General features: G+C 53.5%; 21 protein-coding genes. 9 read left to right on the top strand and 12 right to left on the bottom strand.

Features of this window, described 5'->3' with window-relative positions; translation table 11 throughout:
* The first annotated feature begins 13 nt into the window (after nt 1-13).
* Entirely contained in the window at nt 14-808 is a 795-nt protein-coding gene (locus HQ393_RS00885; protein WP_179356995.1) for an alpha/beta hydrolase, read from the top strand.
* Here HQ393_RS00885 and pxpA read toward each other — a convergent pair.
* From pxpA to pxpB, 3 genes are read right to left on the bottom strand one after another with little or no spacing between them, the layout of a single operon-like run.
* Nucleotides 805-1,566, bottom strand: a complete 762-nt coding sequence (gene pxpA, locus HQ393_RS00880) for a 5-oxoprolinase subunit PxpA (RefSeq protein WP_179356994.1) — start codon at nt 1,564-1,566, stop codon at nt 805-807. The two genes, HQ393_RS00885 and pxpA, sit on opposite strands and share 4 nt — an antisense overlap.
* A gap of 30 nt (nt 1,567-1,596) precedes the next feature.
* Complete coding sequence (locus HQ393_RS00875; RefSeq protein ID WP_179356993.1) at nt 1,597-2,538, bottom strand: 5-oxoprolinase subunit C family protein; 942 nt, start codon at nt 2,536-2,538, stop codon at nt 1,597-1,599.
* A complete protein-coding gene (pxpB, locus tag HQ393_RS00870) occupies nt 2,535-3,182 on the bottom strand; it encodes a 5-oxoprolinase subunit PxpB (RefSeq protein WP_179356992.1) in 648 nt (215 codons plus the stop codon). Before pxpB ends, HQ393_RS00875 begins: the two co-directional genes overlap by 4 nt.
* 84 nt (nt 3,183-3,266) lie before the next feature.
* Between pxpB and HQ393_RS00865 the strand changes: the two genes are divergently transcribed.
* Together HQ393_RS00865 and HQ393_RS00860 are read left to right on the top strand one after the other, a co-directional pair.
* A complete protein-coding gene (locus HQ393_RS00865) occupies nt 3,267-4,553 on the top strand; it encodes a cyclic di-GMP phosphodiesterase (RefSeq protein WP_179356991.1) in 1,287 nt (428 codons plus the stop codon).
* Nucleotides 4,547-6,433 (top strand): PAS domain-containing hybrid sensor histidine kinase/response regulator, encoded by a 1,887-nt coding sequence (locus HQ393_RS00860; RefSeq protein WP_179356990.1) that lies wholly within the window; start codon nt 4,547-4,549, stop codon nt 6,431-6,433. Before HQ393_RS00865 ends, HQ393_RS00860 begins: the two co-directional genes overlap by 7 nt.
* Nucleotides 6,434-6,460: 27 nt before the next feature.
* Here HQ393_RS00860 and queG read toward each other — a convergent pair whose 3' ends face one another.
* Nucleotides 6,461-7,546 carry a tRNA epoxyqueuosine(34) reductase QueG gene (gene queG / locus HQ393_RS00855; protein ID WP_179356989.1) on the bottom strand — a complete coding sequence of 362 codons (1,086 nt, stop codon included), beginning with the start codon at nt 7,544-7,546 and terminating at the stop codon, nt 6,461-6,463.
* Nucleotides 7,547-7,638: 92 nt separating this feature from the next.
* Here queG and tsaE point away from each other — a divergent pair, with 92 nt between their 5' ends.
* Both tsaE and HQ393_RS00845 read left to right on the top strand, forming a co-directional pair.
* A complete protein-coding gene (tsaE, locus tag HQ393_RS00850) occupies nt 7,639-8,112 on the top strand; it encodes a tRNA (adenosine(37)-N6)-threonylcarbamoyltransferase complex ATPase subunit type 1 TsaE (RefSeq protein WP_179356988.1) in 474 nt (157 codons plus the stop codon).
* A complete protein-coding gene (locus tag HQ393_RS00845; RefSeq protein WP_179356987.1) occupies nt 8,088-9,488 on the top strand; it encodes an N-acetylmuramoyl-L-alanine amidase in 1,401 nt (466 codons plus the stop codon). Before tsaE ends, HQ393_RS00845 begins: the two co-directional genes overlap by 25 nt.
* Before the next feature lie 31 nt (nt 9,489-9,519).
* Here HQ393_RS00845 and HQ393_RS00840 read toward each other — a convergent pair whose 3' ends face one another.
* Nucleotides 9,520-9,900 carry a response regulator gene (locus HQ393_RS00840; RefSeq protein WP_179356986.1) on the bottom strand — a complete coding sequence of 127 codons (381 nt, stop codon included), beginning with the start codon at nt 9,898-9,900 and terminating at the stop codon, nt 9,520-9,522.
* An 85-nt stretch (nt 9,901-9,985) separates the two neighbouring features.
* On the opposite strand from HQ393_RS00840, the gene mutL reads away from it, so the two are divergent.
* The 4 genes from mutL (at nt 9,986) to HQ393_RS17485 (ending at nt 14,421) form a co-directional block, all read left to right on the top strand.
* On the top strand, nt 9,986-12,091 hold the full coding sequence (gene mutL, locus HQ393_RS00835) for a DNA mismatch repair endonuclease MutL (protein WP_179356985.1): 2,106 nt from the start codon (nt 9,986-9,988) through the stop codon (nt 12,089-12,091).
* A complete protein-coding gene (locus HQ393_RS00830; protein ID WP_179356984.1) occupies nt 12,091-12,873 on the top strand; it encodes a hypothetical protein in 783 nt (260 codons plus the stop codon). Before mutL ends, HQ393_RS00830 begins: the two co-directional genes overlap by 1 nt.
* Nucleotides 12,870-13,814, top strand: a complete 945-nt coding sequence (gene miaA / locus HQ393_RS00825) for a tRNA (adenosine(37)-N6)-dimethylallyltransferase MiaA (protein ID WP_179356983.1) — start codon at nt 12,870-12,872, stop codon at nt 13,812-13,814. The genes HQ393_RS00830 and miaA overlap by 4 nt, the downstream gene beginning before the upstream one ends.
* Nucleotides 13,815-13,923: 109 nt before the next feature.
* Entirely contained in the window at nt 13,924-14,421 is a 498-nt protein-coding gene (locus HQ393_RS17485; RefSeq protein ID WP_218871238.1) for a PEP-CTERM sorting domain-containing protein, read from the top strand.
* Between the two features lie 65 nt (nt 14,422-14,486).
* Here HQ393_RS17485 and HQ393_RS00815 read toward each other — a convergent pair whose 3' ends face one another.
* The 7 genes from HQ393_RS00815 to lpxK all read right to left on the bottom strand — a co-directional run bounded on the left by HQ393_RS00815 (nt 14,487) and on the right by lpxK (nt 20,078).
* The gene (locus HQ393_RS00815) at nt 14,487-15,170 is read right to left on the bottom strand and encodes a MarC family NAAT transporter (protein ID WP_179356982.1); all 684 of its coding nucleotides are present in this window, start codon (nt 15,168-15,170) and stop codon (nt 14,487-14,489) included.
* A gap of 28 nt (nt 15,171-15,198) precedes the next feature.
* A complete protein-coding gene (locus HQ393_RS00810) occupies nt 15,199-16,449 on the bottom strand; it encodes a 6-phosphofructokinase (RefSeq protein ID WP_179356981.1) in 1,251 nt (416 codons plus the stop codon).
* A 79-nt stretch (nt 16,450-16,528) separates the two neighbouring features.
* On the bottom strand, nt 16,529-16,960 hold the full coding sequence (locus HQ393_RS00805) for a BLUF domain-containing protein (RefSeq protein WP_179356980.1): 432 nt from the start codon (nt 16,958-16,960) through the stop codon (nt 16,529-16,531).
* 310 nt (nt 16,961-17,270) lie between these two features.
* Complete coding sequence (gene adk, locus HQ393_RS00800; RefSeq protein ID WP_179356979.1) at nt 17,271-17,927, bottom strand: adenylate kinase; 657 nt, start codon at nt 17,925-17,927, stop codon at nt 17,271-17,273.
* Between the two features lie 68 nt (nt 17,928-17,995).
* A complete protein-coding gene (gene kdsB, locus HQ393_RS00795) occupies nt 17,996-18,772 on the bottom strand; it encodes a 3-deoxy-manno-octulosonate cytidylyltransferase (RefSeq protein WP_179356978.1) in 777 nt (258 codons plus the stop codon).
* A gap of 28 nt (nt 18,773-18,800) precedes the next feature.
* Nucleotides 18,801-18,980: a Trm112 family protein gene (locus HQ393_RS00790; protein ID WP_179356977.1), complete on the bottom strand. Its 180-nt coding sequence runs from the start codon at nt 18,978-18,980 to the stop codon at nt 18,801-18,803.
* Nucleotides 18,981-18,983: 3 nt separating this feature from the next.
* Nucleotides 18,984-20,078, bottom strand: coding sequence for a tetraacyldisaccharide 4'-kinase (gene lpxK / locus HQ393_RS00785; protein WP_179356976.1), 1,095 nt, complete (start codon nt 20,076-20,078; stop codon nt 18,984-18,986).
* Between the last annotated feature and the right edge of the window lie 116 nt (nt 20,079-20,194).

Raw genomic sequence — 20,194 nt, 5'->3', positions numbered from 1 at the left:
AGCGGAAAACCTCATGCCTTTGCAGCTCGAACTGATCCACGTGAATGCAGCAAGCCCAAGCACTCGGCCTCCGATTTTATTACTGCACGGCGCATTTGCTGGCGCTTGGTGCTGGCAACAGGTGCAACAAGATTTGGCGACCGCAGGTTGGGAAAGCTACGCGCTCAGCCTGCGCGGCCATGGCAACAGTGACGGCGCGATGCTGCTGGCGAGCGCAACAATGAATGACTACATCGCCGACGTGCAAGTCGCGCTCGACACCATAGGGCGACCTTGCGTTTTGATTGGCCATTCGCTGGGTGGCTATCTGGCGCAGCACATTGCCGAACGGCAAGATGTGGCGGCCTTGGCGCTACTGGCCAGCATTCCACCGTATGGCTTATCGGGCTCACTCACTTTTATGTCGGCGCTACACCCCAATTTGCTGATGGGTTTGCAGAGTTTTGCGCTCGGCCATACGCAAAAGCCCGAATCAGCACTGTTGCAACATTTGCTGTTTGCCAAAGACACCGACATGAGCGTGGTTGACGATTTTGCCCAGCATGCCCAGCTGGAATCTATGGCAGCGCTATCCGAACTGTGGATGCCGCAATTTTGGAAAAACATGCCCAAAATGCCGAGTTTTCCAGTGCTGGTACTCGGCGCAGGGGATGACAGCATTATTCCGTACGGCGATGTGCAAATGACCGCACAGGCTTGGGGCGTTTCGCCGGTAATGTTGCCCGAGGCGGGTCATGCGATGATGTGCGACCGCACCCAGCCGCTGTTATCAGAATGCTTGATTAATTGGCTGGCACAGATCGCTTAATCGTCGTCGATCATCGCATCCAGCGGCAAATCCCCCACCAGCTCATCGCGTGGGTCGGAAAAAGCGCAAATGCGAATGCCTGCGCTGCGCAAGCCGTCCCGAATAGCAATCGCCTGCGCCAGTGCGGCCGGATTATCGCCATGCAAACACAGTGAATCAACGTGCTGACTGAGTTCCAGCGCCTGCACCAATACCGCATTGGCATCATGCAGCACCGCACCTTCCTGCTCGCGCGGCATTAAAGTGCCATCGGGCAGATAGGCGCGATCGGCAAAACCTTCTTCAATCACTTGCAAACCCGCTTCACGCCCCGCCTTGATCAACTCGCTGCCCGCTAATCCCATCAAAGCCAGATCGGGGTCGATTTCGCGGATCAAATTGGCAATTTGTTGCGCCAATTCGGGGTCACGCACGGCGTCGTTATATAGCGCGCCATGCGGTTTGACGTAGGAAATAGACACGCATTCCTCGATACTCACCGCCTTAATCGCCCACAATTGCGCCGTTAAGCTAAACACCAGTTGGCTGGGTGTCATCGCCATGCTTTTGCGACCAAACCCTTCCCGATCGGGATAGCTCGGATGCGCGCCGATGCGTACGCCATGCTGATGCGCCAAGCGCACCGTGGCACGAATACTATCGACATTGCCAGCATGACCACCGCAAGCAATATTGGCCGAGCTAATAATCGCCATTAAATCGGCATCAAGCGGATAGCCCTCACCCAAATCGGCGTTAAGATCAATATGCGTTTTCATACTGGCTAGTTTAGCAGGCTACGGCCACCATCACAGCGAATGTGCTGCCAAAGCGCTGGCTACGCGCTTAAACCAAGCCTGCTGTCGCGCCAGCGCATCGAGCGCATTGTCTTCAGACACCGCGAACAGATGAATTGATTCGCCCGCGCGTAATTGACCCAAACGCCATAAATCGGCCTGAATCACCTGCCCCACCACGGGGTAACCCCCCGTCACCTGCGCATCGCTCAGTAAAATAATCGGCTGGCCATTGGGCGGTAATTGGATGGTGCCAGCCATGACGGCATGCGAAGACATCTCCATGGGTATATCCATAAAGAGCTTGCTAGCATTTATTTTCAAGCCCATACGATTGCTATGTATATCAACTTGCCAAGCTTGGCTGGTCAATAATTTTTGCCCTTCCGCCCCCAATTGCAGCCATTGTGGGCCAGGCAGAAAACGGATCAACTCGCCGCGCTCAGGCATCGCCACGGCACAAGGACTGCGGGATTTGTCGCGGCGCAAGGCACTCAGCACATCGCCTTTTTTTAATGCTCGCCCAGCAAACCCGCCGATTTTGCTGGCCAGCAGCGTCGAGCGGCTGCCCCAGAGCAGCGGCACATCAATGCCGCCCGGTAAAGCCAGATAGCTACGCACACCTTGCTCGGGTGGCATGAATCGCAACACCTGCCCTTTGACGCCCCGATACACCGCATTGGGTAATAATAATTGCCCGTCCAAGGTGGCCTGACAATTAGCGCCTGCCAGCGCAAATGAGCTGGTTTGTTCAAATTGCGCCTGAAAACCACCCAAGGTAATTTCCAGTACCGCCGCATCCAAGGGATTACCCAACATCAGATTGGCCAATTGCAGCGCAAATCCATCTGCGGCGCCGCCCACTGGCAATCCCCAGCTTGCGCCTTGTGGCCGCCCCAAATCCTGCACCGTGGTTTGTAAACCCGCCTTTAAAATACGCAATAGCGGCTTCATAAACGCTCCACGGGGACAAAACGCACCCGATCACCCGCTTGCAATAAACAGGGCTGCGCGGCGTTCGGGTTAAATAATGGCTGTTTGCTTCGACCGATCAACTGCCAGCCGCCGGGGCTCTCGCACGGGTAAATGCCAGTTTGCGCGCCGCCAATGCCGACCGAGCCCGCTGCAACCGACAAACGAGGTGATTCTCGGCGTGGCGTCGCCAAGGCGGTCGGCAAGCCCGCTAGATAGGGAAAACCGGGTAAAAAACCAATACACAACACTTGATACAAGGGCGTGGCATGCGCCTCGATGACTTGCGCCGCCGTCATTTGGCAGTGCTGCGCGACCACATCCAGATCGGGCCCCGCGTCAGCACCATACTGCACCTCAATATGATGCACTACGCCTTGGTAAGGCGCGATGGATTCGGCCTCACTCCACTGCATTTGTAGCCATTCGAGCGCTGCGGCGGCGTGCTGTTGCAAAGGGTTAAACCGTAATGTGATATTGCCCACCCCCAAAATCAGCTGATACATCTGTGTTGTGCGCTTGGCGTCAAATCGGCGCACCATGGTAATCAAGCGATCCTGCTGCTCAAGCCCTGCCTGCAGCACCATTGCGGTTTCCCCAAGGGGGTAAATCATTAATGCGCTCATCGAGTTTCCATTTTTTTGCGCAGCATAAACGCTAAAAACCAGCCATACTTATTACTCATTCCATAGCTTGCGCCTTGCAGAGTAATGAACCAAGAAGAAACTGCGCTATTTATTACGCCGGATCAATTGCAAATCGGCCTTTTTATCCATTTAGATATGCATTGGATGGCGCATCCATTTCCGTTTGGTAGTTTCAAGGTTAAATCTGACGAACAAATTAATACGCTAAAAAAACTGGGTTTGACGCGAATACGCTACATTCCCGAGAAAAGCGATTGTCAGCCCGGTATCAATATCACCACCGCCCCCGCCGCTCAAACCAGTGAAAGCGTCACCGTAGAAATCGACCCTGCCATCGCAGCCGAAATTGCCGCCAAGCGGCAAAGGCAAGCCGAGCAAGAACAGCGTAAAGCGCAGCTGGCCGAGTGCGTCAAAGCTTTTAGCTCAGCCGCAGGTGCCGTGCGCAAGCTCACGAAGGAAATTCAGAGTAATCCGCGCGAGAGCATCGCCGCCGCCGAGAAATTGGTTGGGTCAATGCTCGAATCCTTACTCACCGACAATGACATCGCCATCCACCTGATGAATGAAAAATCGTTGGGTGACGATATGTATTTTCATTCGCTCAACACAACGGTGCTGGCGCTGCTCTTGGCGCGTGAAATGAAGCTTGAGCGCGCTGCGATTGAAACACTGGGCATGGCCTCATTGATGCACGACATCGGTAAGGTCGAAGTGCCTGATCGCATTTTACTCAAAACTGAGGCACTCAATCGCGCGGAAAAAAGCCTGTACGAGCAACATTGCCAATGGGGCGTAGAGGCCGGCAAACGCGCGGGTTTATCACTCGAAGTATTGCGCATCATCGAGCAGCACCATGAATACTGTGATGGCACAGGTTATCCCAAGCAGCTCAAACTCGACGGTATCGATCCGCTCGCGCGCATTTTGGTCATGGTCAATGCCTATGACAACTTCTGCAACAAGGTCAATCCAGCCGACTCGCTGACGCCGCACGAAGGGCTCGCGATGATGTTTTCACACCAGAAAGCCAAATTTGACCCTGCGGCCATGAATATCTTGATTCGCAGCTTGGGCGTTTATCCACCCGGTACGCTGGTGCAGTTATCAAATGAGCTATTTGGGCTAGTAGTGGCAGTCAATGCCTCGCGGCCACTCAAGCCACAAGTCTTGGTGCATGATCCATCTGTATCGCGCGATGATCCCATCGTGCTTGATCTGGAGCGGCATGCCGATCTTAATATCAGCAAAGCGCTCAAGGCCAGTCAGCTCCCTCGCCCAGTTCTGGCCTATCTCAACCCAAGAAAGCGCATGACCTATTTCTTTAGCCCCAGCGAGCCAGCACCATGCTAGATCCCCAGCTATTGAGCCAGTATTGCGACACCGCGATTATGGCGGTACACCTCGATAGCGAAACGATTATCGCGGCTAACCCAGCGAGTGAAACCTTGCTGGGTTATCCACTCGCGCAACTGATCGGCATGAAAATCGCCGACATCGAAGTGGGTCTGCAAGATGTGTTTTTTTGGGAAGACGTGCGTCAATGCGGCGCGCAAGAAGTGCTGCATGTTGAAAGTGAATACCGCCATCAAAACGGCCAATTTCTCCCCGTTAGCAAAACTATTCGCGTCGTCCAGCAAGCTGAAGGCGTGATTTGCATTATTTCGGCCAGCAATATTGGGGCGAGCAAACGGCTAGAGGAAGAAAGCGCCCGCAGCAGCTCCTTGCTCGCCGCCACGCTGGAATCGACCGTGGATGGTATTTTGGTCACCGATCTGGATGGCCGGATTATCAATTTCAACCATCGCCTCACCCAAATCTGGCCTTGGCAAATTCAAACCGAAGCAAAAATATCGACCTTATTGCTCGAATTCAAAACCCAGCTGCAAGAGCGCGAGCAATTTGCGGACTGGCTCACCGACCTGTATCACGACCCCTATCTGGAAGACAAATTTACTTGCAGCCTGCTCGATGGGCGCGTGTATGAAATTGCTACTTGTCCACAACAATATCGCGATGCACCGATTGGGCGCGTATTTAGCGTACATGATATTTCGGAGCTGAAAGCCACAGAAGCTGCGCTGCGCATCGCCCGCGATCAAGCGCAAACTGCCAATAAGGCCAAATCAGATTTTCTGGCGCATATGAGCCATGAATTGCGCACCCCTCTGAATGCCATTATGGGCTTTGCGCAAGTCATCGAGGCCGACGATGAAGGACAGCACCAGATTTTAGGCAGCTATATCCACAAAGCCGGCCAACATTTACTTGGGCTCATCAACGAGGTGCTCGATCTGGCGAGTATTGAAGCGGGCAAACTCGCCCTGCGGCTTGAATCGATCAATGTGGCCGAGGTGATTCATGACTGCATCGAGCTCACCCAGTTTCTAGCTAAAGACAAAGGCATTACGATAGCGGCGCAGCCCATTGCGGCCAATTGCTTTATTCAAGCCGATCAACGCCGCTTTAAGCAGATGCTGCTCAATCTGATCTCCAACGCCATTAAATACAATCGCCCAGCCGGGAAAGTCACGCTCTTCGTCACACAAGAGCAAGCAGGACACTGGCGCATTACGGTAAGCGATACGGGCGTGGGCATTTCTGAGCAAGATCAGCGCAAATTATTTACGCCATTTAATCGCGTCGGCGATGCACAGACTCAGATTGAAGGCACGGGCATCGGCTTGGCCTTTACCCGCAAACTGGCACTGTTGATGAAAGGCCAAGTCGGCTTGAGCAGCGAGGTGAATGTCGGCAGCCAATTCTGGATCGACCTACCCGCCGCATTAGCCCCAGACTCGGCCATCGTCGCACTCCACACCCCGAGTGCCATAACCACCGATACGCGCACGATTTTGTATATCGAAGATGATCTGCTGTCGCAAAAACTGATACAGAACATACTGGCTAAGCAAAGGCCGCAATATCAGATTTTTGTCGCCAAAACGGGTCAAGAAGGCTTGGCGCTGGCGCACCAACTGGTTCCTGATTTGATTTTGCTCGATCAACAATTGCCCGATGCCACGGGGGCAATGATTTACGAGCAATTGCAATTGAACGAACGCACCTGCAATACGCCCTGCATCGCCTTATCGGGCAATACGCTCCCCGAACAAATTAACGACGCACTGCGCACCGGATTTAGCGCCTATCTCAGTAAACCGGTGCAAATCTCCCAAGCCTTGCTCACCATTGATCAGGTGCTCAGTCAGGGCAAGCACATACCCAGATAGCGTATTGCCACGAAATCAAATAATGGCTTAGATTTGCTGAATATACCCACCAACAAGCAAAGCCCATTCAACATGCTCACGCACGATTTCACTCTCATCATCACGACGTGCCAATAAGGCCGCCGCGATTTGCGCATTAGGTGCAGCATTGCCCAAACCAATCGCCAGATTGCTTAGCCATTTGGCGTAGCCAATCCGGTAAATCGGGCTGCCCGCCATTTTCTGGCCAAAATCAGCCTCGCTCCACGCAAATAGCTCGAGCAGGCTTACATCATCCAGCCCATGCCGAATCGCAAAATCGGTCTCGGGGCTGGCTGCGGCAAAACGATTCCACGGGCAAACGAGCTGACAATCATCACAACCATAGACACGGTTGCCGATCGCGCGACGAAACTCCAGCGGAATCGCACCTTTGAGCTCGATCGTCAGATAGGAAATACAGCGCCGCGCATCGACCTGATACGGCGCGACAATCGCCTGCGTCGGGCACGCATCCATACAGGCGCTGCAATTGCCGCAATGCTCTTTGGGTAAGGGCGGATCGGTGGGCAAAGGCAAATCGGTGAAGAGCTCGCCCAGGAAATAAAACGAGCCATAATCGCGATTGAGCAGCAAAGAATGCTTACCACGCCAACCTTGCCCCGCCTGCTTGGCCAGCTCCACTTCCAAAACGGGGGCAGAATCGACAAACACGCGATGCCCATACTGGCCGGCCACCGCGCTAATCCGATCCGCTAATTGCTGCAGACGATTGCGCAAAACTTTGTGATAATCCCGCCCCAAGGCATAGCGTGAAATATACGCCTTGGATGTATCGGCCAGAACAGCATCAGGGTCTTGGCCGCCAGACAGATACGGCATGAAAACACTGATCACAGAGAGCGTATTTGGTACTAATTCCGCTGGTCGGGCACGCTTTAGGCCATGCCTTGCCATATAATCCATCTCGCCGTGAAAACCCCGTGCGAGCCAGTCGCTCAAGCCACTTTCGGCGTGCGATAAATCGATGCCGGTAATCGCCGCACGCGCAAAGCCCAGCGCCTGGGCCCAATCTTTAATCGATTGCGCCAGTTGCTGATAATCGGGGCTGGGTTGATGGCCTGTAGGATCCATTGAATTTTTTGCTTAGAAATTGGACAAAAGTGCTCACGCCAAGCGGCGTGGGAAATAATTGATTGAGCACCTAGATGCGGAAGATTAAATAAATGCAGCCCAATGATAGCGCTTTTTCGGTATTTTTAAGTGATGAAGACGCGACGATTGCCTTTGGGGCGCAATTGGCGCGCGCCATCGCGCCTGGCATGACGATTTTTCTGGAAGGCAATCTAGGGGCTGGTAAAACCACATTAACGCGCGGGGTGTTGCGCGGATTCGGTTTTAATGGCCGAGTAAAGAGTCCAACCTATACCTTGGTTGAACCTTATGCTATTTCTAACTTATACTTTTATCACTTTGATTTATATAGATTTAACGACCCATCTGAATGGGAAGACGCTGGCTTTCGCGATTACTTCAATCCCGAGTCGGTCTGCCTGATTGAATGGGCCGATAAAGCCGCAGGGCAATTACCCCAACCCGACTGGCTGATTAAATTAAGCCCCGAAAACGAGGGGCGACGACTGGTAATTAACGCATTGACCCCTTTAGGTTTGGCATGTCAAAACTCCTTGACCTCTTAAACACTTCAAGCAAACTCATCGCTCAATCTCCACTGCTTGAGCGCCGCGATGTACTGCGCGGCGTAGCGGCTAGCTTGTTGCTGTCGGTGTCGACCAAAGGCTTGGCCGCAGCGAGCGCCAGCGTTGTCGCGGTGCGCGTTTGGCCGGCGAAAGCCTACACCCGCGTCACGATCGAATCGAATGCGCCACTCACGTTTAAGCAATTTGCGCTGAAAGACCCAGAGCGCTTAGTCGTCGATCTGGAAGGCATCGAGCTCAATAACGAAATGCAAAGTCTGGCTGGTAAGGTCGGCGATAACGACCCTTATATCAAACTACTACGCGCAGCGCGCAATAAGCCGGGCGTGGTACGTCTGGTGCTCGACCTGAAAACCGAAGTAAAGCCGCAAGTGTTTACTCTAGAGCCGATTGCCGAATACAAAAATCGCCTTGTGATCGACCTTTATCCTGCGGTGCAAACGGACGAATTGCTGGCGTTTATGAATGACAATGGACAGATCAAAGGCCTAGATAACGCACCAGTGATCGTCCCTCCTCCGCCAGAAAAAACCGCCAGTCAGGCCAGTAGCAGCAAGCCCGCCGAGAAAAAAGCCAGCCAAAACGAGAGCAAACCGAAAGACTCGGAAACCGTTGATCGCAGCAAACTCAAAGTAGACCGCCTCATCACCGTGGTACTGGATCCGGGGCATGGCGGCGAAGATCCGGGCGCAGTGGGCCCAGGCGGTAATCACGAAAAAACCGTGGTGCTGCAAATTGCCAAGCGGCTGCGCGAATTGCTACAAAATGAAGCGAATTTCCGTGTCGTGATGACGCGGGATGATGATTTTTTTGTGCCGCTGGGCACGCGTGTCAAAAAAGCCCGCGCAGTACAAGCCGATTTATTTGTCTCGATTCATGCCGATGCTTTTGTGCGTCCCGATGCCAATGGCAGCTCGGTGTTTGCTTTATCCGAAGGCGGCGCATCGAGCACTGCGGCGCGCTGGTTGGCGCAAACGCAAAATGATGCCGACTTGATTGGCGGGGTCAAAATCAAAGGTGGCGAGGATTTGCGCAAAACGCTGATGGATCTGACCACCACCGCCACCATCAACGACAGCCTCAAGCTTGGCAAGGTCATGCTCGGCGAGCTGGGCGGGATTAATCGATTGCACAAAGCCAGTGTTGAGCAAGCGAGCTTCGCAGTACTCAAAGCCCCCGATATTCCGTCGATTTTGGTCGAAACTGCGTTTATCTCGAATCCAGAAGAAGAGAAAAAGCTGATCGACGACGATTACCAACAAAAAATGGCGCAAGCCTTATTCAAAGGCATTAAGCGCTATTTTGCGAAAAACCCGCCCTTGGCACGCACCCGTATCGCGCAAAACGATAGCAAGTAATCACTGGCCAAGCTCTGGGCCATATTTTGACTTAGAGCTTGACGCCCACAGCCTTGCCAATGGCATCGAGCAGGCGTGCGGGGGTAAAGGGTTTGACAACAAAACCGCTCGCGCCGCCCGTTAATGCTTCGCGAACCCGCTCCCCTGTTGCCTCGCTACTCACCATAATCACCTTGGGCTGCGGCGTCAGCTTGAGTAACTGCGGCAACAGTTCCAGCCCATCGGACTCGGGTAAATTAATATCCAGCAGCACCACCGTGGGGGTGTGATCCATGCACAATTTCAGCCCTTCGTGTGCATGGCCCACATCGCCAATCACAGTAAATTCCAGCTGCCGAAGTAGCGCAGCCATTAGATTTCGGATAATTGAATCGTCATCAATAATGACGCAGCTGATTTTCTTTGTACTCATCAAATATCATCCCAGATCTCTAAGAACAAGTAGCCGACTGATATACTGCAAGCTCACTTGATTCATATTAGACCAAGCCAGACCAATGCCACGTATTCAGTTACTTTCCGATCATTTAGTGAATCAAATTGCCGCCGGTGAAGTGGTCGAGCGCCCTGCTTCGGCGCTCAAAGAGCTGCTGGAAAACAGTCTGGATGCGGGCAGTCAAAATTTGCAGATCGAATTGCAAGCGGGCGGCACCAAATTACTGAAAGTCATCGACGATGGTTGCGGTATTGCCAAGGAAGATTTGGCGCTGGCGCTGCATCGCCATGCCACGAGCAAAATCGCCAGCATGGAAGACCTCGCGCGCGTGGCAACGCTGGGGTTTCGCGGTGAAGGCTTGGCCTCGGTCGCCTCCGTATCGCGCTTGAGTCTGACCAGCCGCTTCACAGACCGTGATAATGGCGGCCAAATGTCGGCGCATGCTTGGCGCGTTGAAGCCGATCATGGTCGCATGCTCGATCCTGAGCCCGCCGCCTTGGCCATCGGCACGACGATTGAAGTGCACGACTTGTACCATCAAGTGCCTGCGCGCAAAAAATTCCTCAAATCGGACGCGACCGAATACGCGCATTGCGCCGCGATGATCGAGCGGCTGGCATTGGCCAACCCGAACGTGCAATTTACTGTGATGCACAATGGTCGCGCGCAGCATCGCTGGATGGCCGGTGATTTGGCGAAACGCGCCGCCGCGATTATCGGCGACGAGTTTGTCAAAACAGGGATTCCCGTTGACGAAGGCTTTGGGAATCTACGTTTGCACGGTATTGCCGGTTCGCCCACCTTGGGTAAATCCAGCCGTGACGCGCAGTTCTTTTTTGTAAATGGCCGCTTTGTGCGCGATAAAGTGGTGCAGCACGCCTTGCGCGAAGCCTACCGCGATGTGCTGCACCACAATATGCACGCGGCATTTTGCTTGTTTCTGGAGATGGACCCCGAGGGCGTGGATGTGAATGTGCACCCGACCAAAATCGAGGTGCGCTTTCGCGAAAGTCAGGCGATTTATCGCTTCCTGATTACCAGCCTGTCAAAAGCCTTGGCAAAAACCACGGCCGGTGCAGCGACTCAAGATACCCCAGTTAGTATCGACCCAGAAACTGGTGAAGTATTGGCTTCTACAGCCATACCCCAAGGCGAGCTCAAACCACAAGATTATGCTGACTATGCGCGAAGGGCCTATCGCCATCAGCAAGCGATGCCGCTGCCGATGCCGATGGCGGGCGAATCGCTGGCCAGTTATGGCGCCATCTCGGCTGAGCCGCTCACCAGTAATGCAGCAAACCAAAGCGAGCGATCTGCCAACTACCCCGCCTTCTCGCGCGATTATGCCAATGGCAGCGGCGCAAGCGCCCGCGAGCCGATGGCGTTTTACGATAAGCAGTTTGCCGATTTACGCTCTGCTTCGTCAGGCAATACCAATGCGCAACCCGCGTGGATGAAGCAGCTCGACGCAATGCGCCCCATCCCGGAGCGCACGACGTCAGCGAATGACTTTCTTCCGCTAGGGAGTGCAAACAATCGCAGCGCCGCCAATCCAAGCATGCCCGAAGCCGATGACTCGGCCATTCCACCGCTGGGTTTCGCGCTGGCCCAACTGCATGGTGTGTATATTTTGAGCCAAGTTGCCGACGGCATGATCGTCGTTGATATGCATGCGGCGCACGAACGCGTGGTGTACGAAAAATTAAAAGCCGCGCTCGATTTGCAAGCCATGCCCATGCAGCCCTTGCTGATTCCGCACGTTTTCAGCGCTGACAAACTTGACGTGGCCACCGTCGAAGATCACGCCGAAGATTTGGCCGGGCTGGGCTTGGAAATTTCTGTGTCATCCCCGACCCAGCTCGCCGTGCGCGCCGTACCGATGCTGCTGCAAGGCAGTAATCCGGTCGAGCTGGCGCAAGCGATGCTGCGCGATATTCGCCAAGTCGGCGTCTCGCAAGTCTTGTCTGGCCGCCGCAATGAGCTGCTCGCAACCATGGCCTGTCACGGCTCGGTGCGTGCCAATCGCCAACTCACCATCCCCGAAATGAATGCGCTGCTGCGCGAAATGGAAATTACCGAGCGCAGCGGCCAGTGTAATCACGGCCGCCCAACGTGGTTTCGCCTGTCGATGAACGACTTGGATAAATTATTCATGCGGGGGCAGTAATGAGCAGCGTCGTGCTCGCCAAACTCATTGCCGGCCCGCTCGTGATTGGGATCACCAGCCTGGCGGGTCAACGCTGGGGGCAGCAAATCGCGGGGGTGTTGGCAGGCTTGCCCAGTCTAGCCTTGCTGATTATTGGCGTGCTCTGGCTGGAGCAAGGCGCGGATTTTACCCGGCATGTGATCGAATATGCGCCGATCGGCTTGTTTGCCAATGCGGTCTATATCCTGCTGCTTGCGCACGCGAGTCGATTTTTTAAATGCTTTGGCACGGTCGTGGTCGCGTTGCTGGGCTATTTTCTAATGGCGGAGTTACTCGTCAAGATCGAAGCCCTGCATATACATTACACTGGTATTTACTCATTAGCCTTTCTAGCTTTAGTCTACAAGGCCATACCCATACAAGAAAAACCCGCTATCAAGTCAAGTCTACCCAACAGCGAGTTATTCGCGCGAATGGCTTTGGCCGCTGCTTTGATTATGACTTTAAGCGCCACCGCTCCAGCGCTAGGCGAAGCGTATAGCGGGATCTTTACCGCGTTTCCAGTGGCCTCACTGATTTTGCCTGCGTTTACCTTTGCGCTGCACGGACGCGCTGCGCTACTGCATCAACTGCGTGGCTTTGTACTTGGGCTCATTGGCTTTGCCTTGTGTTTTTTACTGTGGCCGCTCGGCATTGCGCAATGGGGTTTTGCGGCGCTGATTCCAGCACTGATTGCGGCAGTTGCCTGTACGGCTAGCCTACATTTTCTCGCGCAACGCGCACTTTTTCCGGCTCGAACATGAATAAACTCCCTCCCGCCATTTTCATCATGGGCCCCACCGCCAGCGGCAAAACTGCGGCTGCGATGCATCTGCTCGAATCGGGCTTACCCGTTGAGCTGATTTCGGTCGATTCGGCGCTGGTGTTTCGCGATATGAATATCGGCACAGCCAAACCCACTCCCGCCGAATTAGCCCGCGCGCCGCACCATCTCATCGACATCATTGACCCGACCGAAGTCTATTCGGCGGCGCAATTTCGCACCGATACCCGCGCGTTGATGGACGACATCACGGCGCGCGGCAAAGTGCCGGTGCTTGTCGGCGGCACGATGCTGTACTTCAATACGCTAGAGCAAGGTATCCACGATTTACCCGAAGCCGATGCAGCGCTGCGCGAGCAACTTCACGTCGAGGCACAGCAAATCGGCTGGCCCAAAATGCACGAACGGTTAGCCGCGCTCGACCCGATCACCGCCGCGCGCCTATCCCCCAACGACTCGCAACGCATCGAGCGCGCAATTGAAATTTGTATTTTGGCCGGTAGACCCATGTCGGCGATTTTGGCTGAGCCAGCGCAAGACACCTTGGCCTACGATTTACTGAAAATCGCGCTCCTGCCATCCGATCGCGCCGTACTGCATCAGCGGATCGAGCAGCGTTACGACATCATGCTGCAAAGCGGTTTAATCGACGAAGTGAAAATGCTGCGCGAAAAATACCCGCTTAATCTCGATCTACCATCAATGCGCTGCGTCGGCTATCGCCAAACTTGGGAATACCTCGATGGCGAAATCGATCTGAAAACCAGCCGCGAAAAAGGCATCGCCGCAACGCGCCAACTGGCGAAACGGCAGATGACGTGGCTAAGAGGGATGGAAAATCTGACAGTCCTCGACTGTGTTTCAAAAGACTTACCCGCAGCCGTGCTAAGTCAATGTGTAACGAAAATCACAAAAAATTAATACAACAAGCACTCACATGTAATCAAAAAGAAAGAATAAGGGTTTTCCCTGATATAATCTGGTTGCGCCTTACGGCGCACTTTTATACTCATAATTCATAGGAAAACCCATGAAACACACTGTAGTTAAAGCAGCATTGATCGCTTGTTTGGCTTCCATCAGTGTTGCAGCTTCAGCTGCAACATTTGATCTGTCCACATTCTCACTCAGTGGCACAGGCTCAAGCAGCAGCAGTTTTGCATCAGTAAGCGGCACCTCCAGCCTGACTGGCAATGTGGTAGACCTAGCTTCATTTAGCTGGAAATTTACTGCAGGTGATTACTTACCATTTAATGACTATGGTTTTTTTAGCACCCCATCATTGGGTCAAGTAACGCTGTCAAATGTTGCGACTGTCGGCAACTATGGCAATTCTGGCTGGAAAACCTATACCTTTGCTTCTGCATACACAGGCCAAATCACGTTTGGTGTTGCCAATGCGTTAGACACTGCATTGCCATCAACCTTGCAAGTGGCCCCAGTACCAGAACCAGAAACCTACGCTTTGATGGGCATGGGTCTGGTTGGCCTGTTTGCTGCGCGTCGTCGCAAAGCAAAACAAGCTTAATTAGCCTTAGCTAAACATGCAAAACGGCACCTCGGTGCCGTTTTTTATTGCGTCAATCTACAGATTTACTTCGCTAATGGCCAAAATGCAGGGTCGTGCAACAGGTTGCCGATGCCATTAATGACAAACTGCACGCCGATACAAATTAGCAAAAAGCCCATAATCCGTGAAATGGCGTTAATCCCATCTTCACCCAAGAATCGATAGAGTTTGCCCGAGGCACGCAGGGTCAGCCATGAAATATAGGCGACCAGTAAAATGCCGCATACCACCGTCAAATAGCCGAGCCAAACCGGCAACGCAGTTTGGCTATGCACGCCAGTCGACATCGAAATGACCACGGCAATCGAGCCTGGGCCAGATAGCGAGGGCATGGCTAAGGGCGTGAAAGAAATATCGCGCTTGCCTTTGCCGCTGCCTTTATCATCAGGCGCGATCTCATGATCACCCGGCTCGGCAAACAGCATGTCAAAGCCAAAATAGCTGACGATCAAGCCGCCTGCGATACGCAAGCCGGGAATCGAGATATTGAAAAAGTCCATGATTAAGGCGCCAGCCAGTAGGAAGGTCACCAAAATCGCCGCCATATAGATGCAGGCGCGTTTGACCTGAGCTTCGCGCTCGGCGTCACTTAAATGCGCCGCCATGCCGGGCAGGATGGCGACGGTCATCAAAGGGTTGGCAATGGGCAACAGCGCCGAAATGGTTGCCAGCACGGTAGCAAACATTTCAAAGATTATTTTTTCCATGGGTATAGCTTGCTAAACCTATATTTTATTAAACTTCCTGACTATACCTAGGCAACCTTGGAGTTTCAAGCTGCCATTGCCAGAACCCATAATCAGGCAAGCCATCGATAAAGGGCGGTGGCGCTTCGCCCTGAATCAGGGGCGATAAATAACGTCGCGCCAGATCGGTAATGCCAAAACCTTGCGCATCGATAAACTCGGGCGGCATGGTCTTTTCGACATTGGCGACCATCGCCAGCGGTACTGCGCCGATTTCCCAAGTGTACGGCTTATCACTCAGACGCTCGACAGTAATCATCACTTCAGATTGGCCGGCCACCGCCAATTGCGCCGCAGCTTCCCCCACCGCCACCGCCTGCGCCAAATCGGTCGCCGACGCTAAATGGCGTGCAGCGCGTTGCAAATAATCCGCCACCGCCCAGTGGCACTTAAACCCCGTGGCCGCTTTGATTTGCGCCACCAAGGTCGGCGCTAGCCCACCTAGTTGGGCGTGGCCAAAGGCATCGCGCAGACCCGTTTCACTTAAAAATTGACCCGAGGTATCTTTCACACCTTCAGCAGCCACAATCACTGCATAGCCATACCTCGCCACGGTATCTTGCACTAGTGTAATAAAACGCTCGGACTCAAATGGTACTTCGGGTAATAAAATCAAATGCGGGGGCTCACCCGCTTGGCGGCTGGCCAGCGCACTGGCCGCAGCGATCCAGCCCGCATGCCGCCCCATCACTTCCAATACAAACACTTTGGTCGAGCTGGCCGCCATTGAAGCCACATCCAATCCCGCCTCTCGCACCGAGGTGGCAACATATTTGGCCACCGAGCCAAAGCCGGGCGAGCAATCGGTTAGCGGCAAATCGTTATCAATGGTTTTGGGAATATGAATTGCCTGTAGTGGATAATTCGCTGCGCGGGCCAATTCACTCACGCGCAAGCAAGTATCGGCCGAGTCGCCGCCACCATTGTAAAAAAAGTAGCCAATATCCCAAGCCTGAAATACCGCGAGCAAACGCTTTAACTCGGCGTCGGTTTTGAGCTTATGCCGGCACGAGCCAAATGCGCCGCTGGGCGTTTGTTTGAGCTGATGCAGTTCGCGCTCGGACAGCACAGCGGTATCGATCAGCGCCTCATTGAGCACGCCCAAAATGCCATTTTTTGCCGCGAAAAATCGCTCAATATGCTGGGGATATTGCCTTGCCGTGAGTAGCAAACCCGCAGCTGAAGCATTAATCACCGGCGTAACGCCCCCAGATTGCGCATAGATTGCATTTCTTGGCATATTGGCTACCTATAGTAGGAAGATCAGTTCATTTTGCGCGTTGCAACAATTTCTGCGATAAGGTCTTTCCGCAAGGCTGCTATGCGCTTTGATCGTGGGTGATTTTCAGAAAATCAAACATCGTTTTTTGCAAGGCAGGATCTTCTTCCAGCGCTTCGACCACCTTGGCCAAGGTGGTGAGCTCACCATAATCCTGCCGGATATGCGGATAGACAAAATCGTAATCGCGAAAGAACATCGTCCAATGTGGAAAGCGCCGCTCCATCAATACCTCCTCGCTGATCAGCTCAATATCCTCGTGCCGCTGATCTCGCTGAATGTGCTGATAGACTGAACGCACAGTATGGGGCTCACCCTCGATGTATTGCAGAAAAAAACCCTGCTGATAGAGCAATAAACCGGTGATATTGCTATGTGCATTGCGCACCTGACATTCGCGCATTAACTGCATGCGCATGTCTTCGGTCAGCATTTTTTTCGAATGACTAATATAAGTCAGGCCTAGATACATAATCGCCTCCTCTTTTTATACTTTTTAGGCGAAAAAGTAATAAAAATCAGGATATCCCTACCAGTGGCAGGGATTTTGGGCGTAAAAAAACCGCATTAGCAGATGCGGCCAGGCTGCTGACAGCGCGAGAAATAACATTTTCCAAGACTCGGCAAAGCCGAGCCTCAGAAACAAGGCGTAGTAATGCAGCCTTCATGTTTTATTCCCACCCTCCCGCCCCCTCCTTGAGGGGTAACTCGCTACGCGAGTAGGGTCTGTCTTCAATCTGACCGCATCAGCAGATGCGGTTTTTTTATTCGTCAGGGCGAAATTAAGCGCCCAAAGCCTTCAGCGTTTCATCGCGGACGGCTTCAACAGCTTGTGTGCCGTCGATTTTGATGTATTTAGGCGCGTTGGCCGCGCCAGAAGCGGCCATTTTGCCGTAGAAGCCCACCAATACTTCGGTTTGTTCGTGGTAAACGCCAAGGCGTTTCAGTACCACTTCTTCTTTGTCGTCGTCACGCTGGATCAGATCTTCACCGGTGTCGTCGTCTTTGCCTTCCACTTTGGGTGGATTGTATTTCACGTGGTAAGTACGGCCTGAAGCCACGTGCACACGGCGACCCGCCATGCGGTCAACGATGTTGGCATCAGGAACGTCGATTTCAACCACGTAATCGATATCCACGCCAGCAGCGATCATCGCTTCGGCTTGTGGAATCGTGCGTGGGAAACCGTCAAACAGGAAACCATTGGCCGCATCTGGCTGAGCGATACGCTCTTTCACCAAGCCGATAATGATGTCATCGCGCACCAAACCACCCGCATCCATAATCGCTTTCGCTTCCAAGCCCAGCGGCGTGCCAGCTTTGACCGCCGCGCGCAGCATATCGCCAGTCGAGATTTGTGGAATATTGAATTTTTCGCGGATGTAATTGGCTTGAGTGCCTTTACCAGCGCCTGGTGCGCCCAGAAGGATTAATCGCATTGCTCGGTTCCCCATCGTGTAATAAAAAGTACTACCGTGATCTATTTCGATTCTTATTTTTCAAATTATTATTTGGATTGCGCCCACACCGCCCGTACGCGTTCTAAATCTTCGGGTGTATCCACCCCTGCGGCCGGTGCTTGTGCAGCGCGATAGACGCCAATTTTATAGCCATGCCACAAAACGCGCAGCTGCTCTAATTTTTCAATGTCTTCCAAACGTGAGGCCGACAGCTTGGCATAGGCACGTAAAAAGCCAGCTCTATAGGCGTATAGCCCGATATGTCTTTGTGCATCTAGCTCAGCAGGCAATACCCAGTCTTCATCGCTATTGTCATCGGCGAATGAGTCGCGATCCCACGGAATCGGTGCGCGGCTAAAATACATGGCTTGTTGTTGTGCATTGCAAACAACTTTCACCACATTCGGGTTAAAGAAGTCTTCGGCGCTATCGATTTTGTGACTCGCCGTCGCCATGGCCAGACTCGTATCACTCGCCAAATGCGCCGCAACGGCGGTGATTAAATCGGGATCGATCAAAGGCTCGTCACCTTGCACATTCACCACAATCGCGTCATCCGGCAAAGCCATGCGATCAACCGCTTCGGCCAATCGATCAGTTCCCGATGCGTGATCGGCGCTGGTGAGCATGCAGGCATAACCCGCCAACGCCACGGCGTCCTGAATCGCCAGATCGTCACACGCCACCATCACTGCTTCCGCATCGGTTTTAAGCGCCTGCTCGACGACACGCACAATCATGGGTTTGCCGCCAATATCGGCCAGCGGTTTATTGGGTAAGCGCGTTGATTTTAAGCGCGCGGGAATGATGACGTGAAAGCTCATGGATTGATTTCCGGCGAAAGGCTGTGGCTTAGATTTCTTCGTCAGCGGCAAGCTGGCGCGCTTCAGATTCAAGCATCACCGGAATGCCGTCTTTAATGCCAAATGCCAAACGATCTGCTTTGCAGATCAGCTCTTGCGCGGCCTTATTGAACACCAAGGGGCCTTTGCAAACTGGGCAGACTAAAATCTCAAGCAATTTGGCGTCCATGATTTACCTTTTTCTTTCAAATGAGTCGAAATGCAGATCGATGCGCTGCGCCAAATCGGGCGAAATCACCGCTTTGACGGGCAAAACCCAGATTCTATCACTCCACGCGGCATCGGTGGCGTTGTCCGTACCGATCGGGGGCAGCAATGCGGCAATTTTCACCGCGTCTTTTTCGGTCAGAATAATCTCACCGCTGGGCGGCAAATCGGCCAGTGTAAAGGCGTGATGATCAGGAAAAACATGCTCGGAATAGCGAAAGCCCAATTCTGCCAAGGTATTGAAAAAGCGCTGCGGGTTGCCGATCCCCACCACGGCCTGCAGAGGCGCGGCAAAATCGCTGGCGTGGCGAGTTTGACTAGGGTCATTGAGGCGATAGCAGCTTTGGGCGGCTAAACGCATTTGATGCAGCGACGGATACTCACCTCTGTATTGCCCTGTAGATAAGTAGCCTTCTTGATTTGAAGGTAATACCCCATTTAAAACGACGGCATTAACGGTGTTTAATCTTGATTTACCTTCGCGCAATGGGCCTGCGGGTAAACGCAAGCCATTGCCCAGCCCACGCGCCGCATCAATCACGCAGATTTCAAAATCACGCACCAACGCGTAATGCTGCAAACCGTCATCACAGATGATCAGATTCACCTTGGAATTGGCCGCCAACAGCGCCCGACCCGCCTCGGCACGTCGGCGCGCGACAAAGACAGGGACATTCAAATCCGCCAACGCACGGCGCATCAACAACGGCTCGTCGCCCACATCCTGAGGCAAACTATCCAGCGCCACCGTGCGAGCTGCGCCATCATCACCCTGCCGCCCGTAACCGCGCGAAATAATCCCGACACGCCAACCCAACTCACTCAAACGCCGCGCCAGCGCGATCGTCAGAGGCGTTTTTCCCGTACCGCCCACCGTGATATTGCCCACCACGACCACCGGCACAGGCAAACGCGCCGACTTTTTCAACCCGAACTGGAACAACAGCCGATTCACCGCCGCCAGCGCAGCAAAAACCAGCGATAGCGGCCACAGCAAAATCGCCCCAATCGAGGGCGAGCGTCGATACCAGATGCGGTGAATAAGCGATTCGAGATTCATATTGAGTGGGTATATTCGTCGGGCAGCGGCGAAAGGCGAAAAGTGCCGCTGATATGACAGCTGGCCGGATGGCAAAGTGCCCGCCACGGCTCTCGCCGCGACATGGGCATATTACG

It is taken from the genome of Chitinibacter bivalviorum (assembly GCF_013403565.1).
GTDB lineage: Bacteria > Pseudomonadota > Gammaproteobacteria > Burkholderiales > Chitinibacteraceae > Chitinibacter > Chitinibacter bivalviorum.
This window is presented reverse-complemented; position numbering and strand designations above follow the sequence as displayed.

Bases quoted from the DNA above. Each gene is read 5' to 3' on its own strand.
- HQ393_RS00885 (WP_179356995.1), top strand. From the start codon at position 14: ATGCCTTTGCAGCTCGAACTGATCCACGTGAATGCAGCAAGCCCAAGC.
- pxpA (WP_179356994.1), bottom strand. From the start codon at position 1,566: ATGAAAACGCATATTGATCTTAACGCCGATTTGGGTGAGGGCTATCCG.
- HQ393_RS00875 (WP_179356993.1), bottom strand. From the start codon at position 2,538: ATGAAGCCGCTATTGCGTATTTTAAAGGCGGGTTTACAAACCACGGTG.
- pxpB (WP_179356992.1), bottom strand. From the start codon at position 3,182: ATGAGCGCATTAATGATTTACCCCCTTGGGGAAACCGCAATGGTGCTG.
- HQ393_RS00865 (WP_179356991.1), top strand. From the start codon at position 3,267: ATGAACCAAGAAGAAACTGCGCTATTTATTACGCCGGATCAATTGCAA.
- HQ393_RS00860 (WP_179356990.1), top strand. From the start codon at position 4,547: ATGCTAGATCCCCAGCTATTGAGCCAGTATTGCGACACCGCGATTATG.
- queG (WP_179356989.1), bottom strand. From the start codon at position 7,546: ATGGATCCTACAGGCCATCAACCCAGCCCCGATTATCAGCAACTGGCG.
- tsaE (WP_179356988.1), top strand. From the start codon at position 7,639: ATGCAGCCCAATGATAGCGCTTTTTCGGTATTTTTAAGTGATGAAGAC.
- HQ393_RS00845 (WP_179356987.1), top strand. From the start codon at position 8,088: ATGTCAAAACTCCTTGACCTCTTAAACACTTCAAGCAAACTCATCGCT.
- HQ393_RS00840 (WP_179356986.1), bottom strand. From the start codon at position 9,900: ATGAGTACAAAGAAAATCAGCTGCGTCATTATTGATGACGATTCAATT.
- mutL (WP_179356985.1), top strand. From the start codon at position 9,986: ATGCCACGTATTCAGTTACTTTCCGATCATTTAGTGAATCAAATTGCC.
- HQ393_RS00830 (WP_179356984.1), top strand. From the start codon at position 12,091: ATGAGCAGCGTCGTGCTCGCCAAACTCATTGCCGGCCCGCTCGTGATT.
- miaA (WP_179356983.1), top strand. From the start codon at position 12,870: ATGAATAAACTCCCTCCCGCCATTTTCATCATGGGCCCCACCGCCAGC.
- HQ393_RS17485 (WP_218871238.1), top strand. From the start codon at position 13,924: ATGAAACACACTGTAGTTAAAGCAGCATTGATCGCTTGTTTGGCTTCC.
- HQ393_RS00815 (WP_179356982.1), bottom strand. From the start codon at position 15,170: ATGGAAAAAATAATCTTTGAAATGTTTGCTACCGTGCTGGCAACCATT.
- HQ393_RS00810 (WP_179356981.1), bottom strand. From the start codon at position 16,449: ATGCCAAGAAATGCAATCTATGCGCAATCTGGGGGCGTTACGCCGGTG.
- HQ393_RS00805 (WP_179356980.1), bottom strand. From the start codon at position 16,960: ATGTATCTAGGCCTGACTTATATTAGTCATTCGAAAAAAATGCTGACC.
- adk (WP_179356979.1), bottom strand. From the start codon at position 17,927: ATGCGATTAATCCTTCTGGGCGCACCAGGCGCTGGTAAAGGCACTCAA.
- kdsB (WP_179356978.1), bottom strand. From the start codon at position 18,772: ATGAGCTTTCACGTCATCATTCCCGCGCGCTTAAAATCAACGCGCTTA.
- HQ393_RS00790 (WP_179356977.1), bottom strand. From the start codon at position 18,980: ATGGACGCCAAATTGCTTGAGATTTTAGTCTGCCCAGTTTGCAAAGGC.
- lpxK (WP_179356976.1), bottom strand. From the start codon at position 20,078: ATGAATCTCGAATCGCTTATTCACCGCATCTGGTATCGACGCTCGCCC.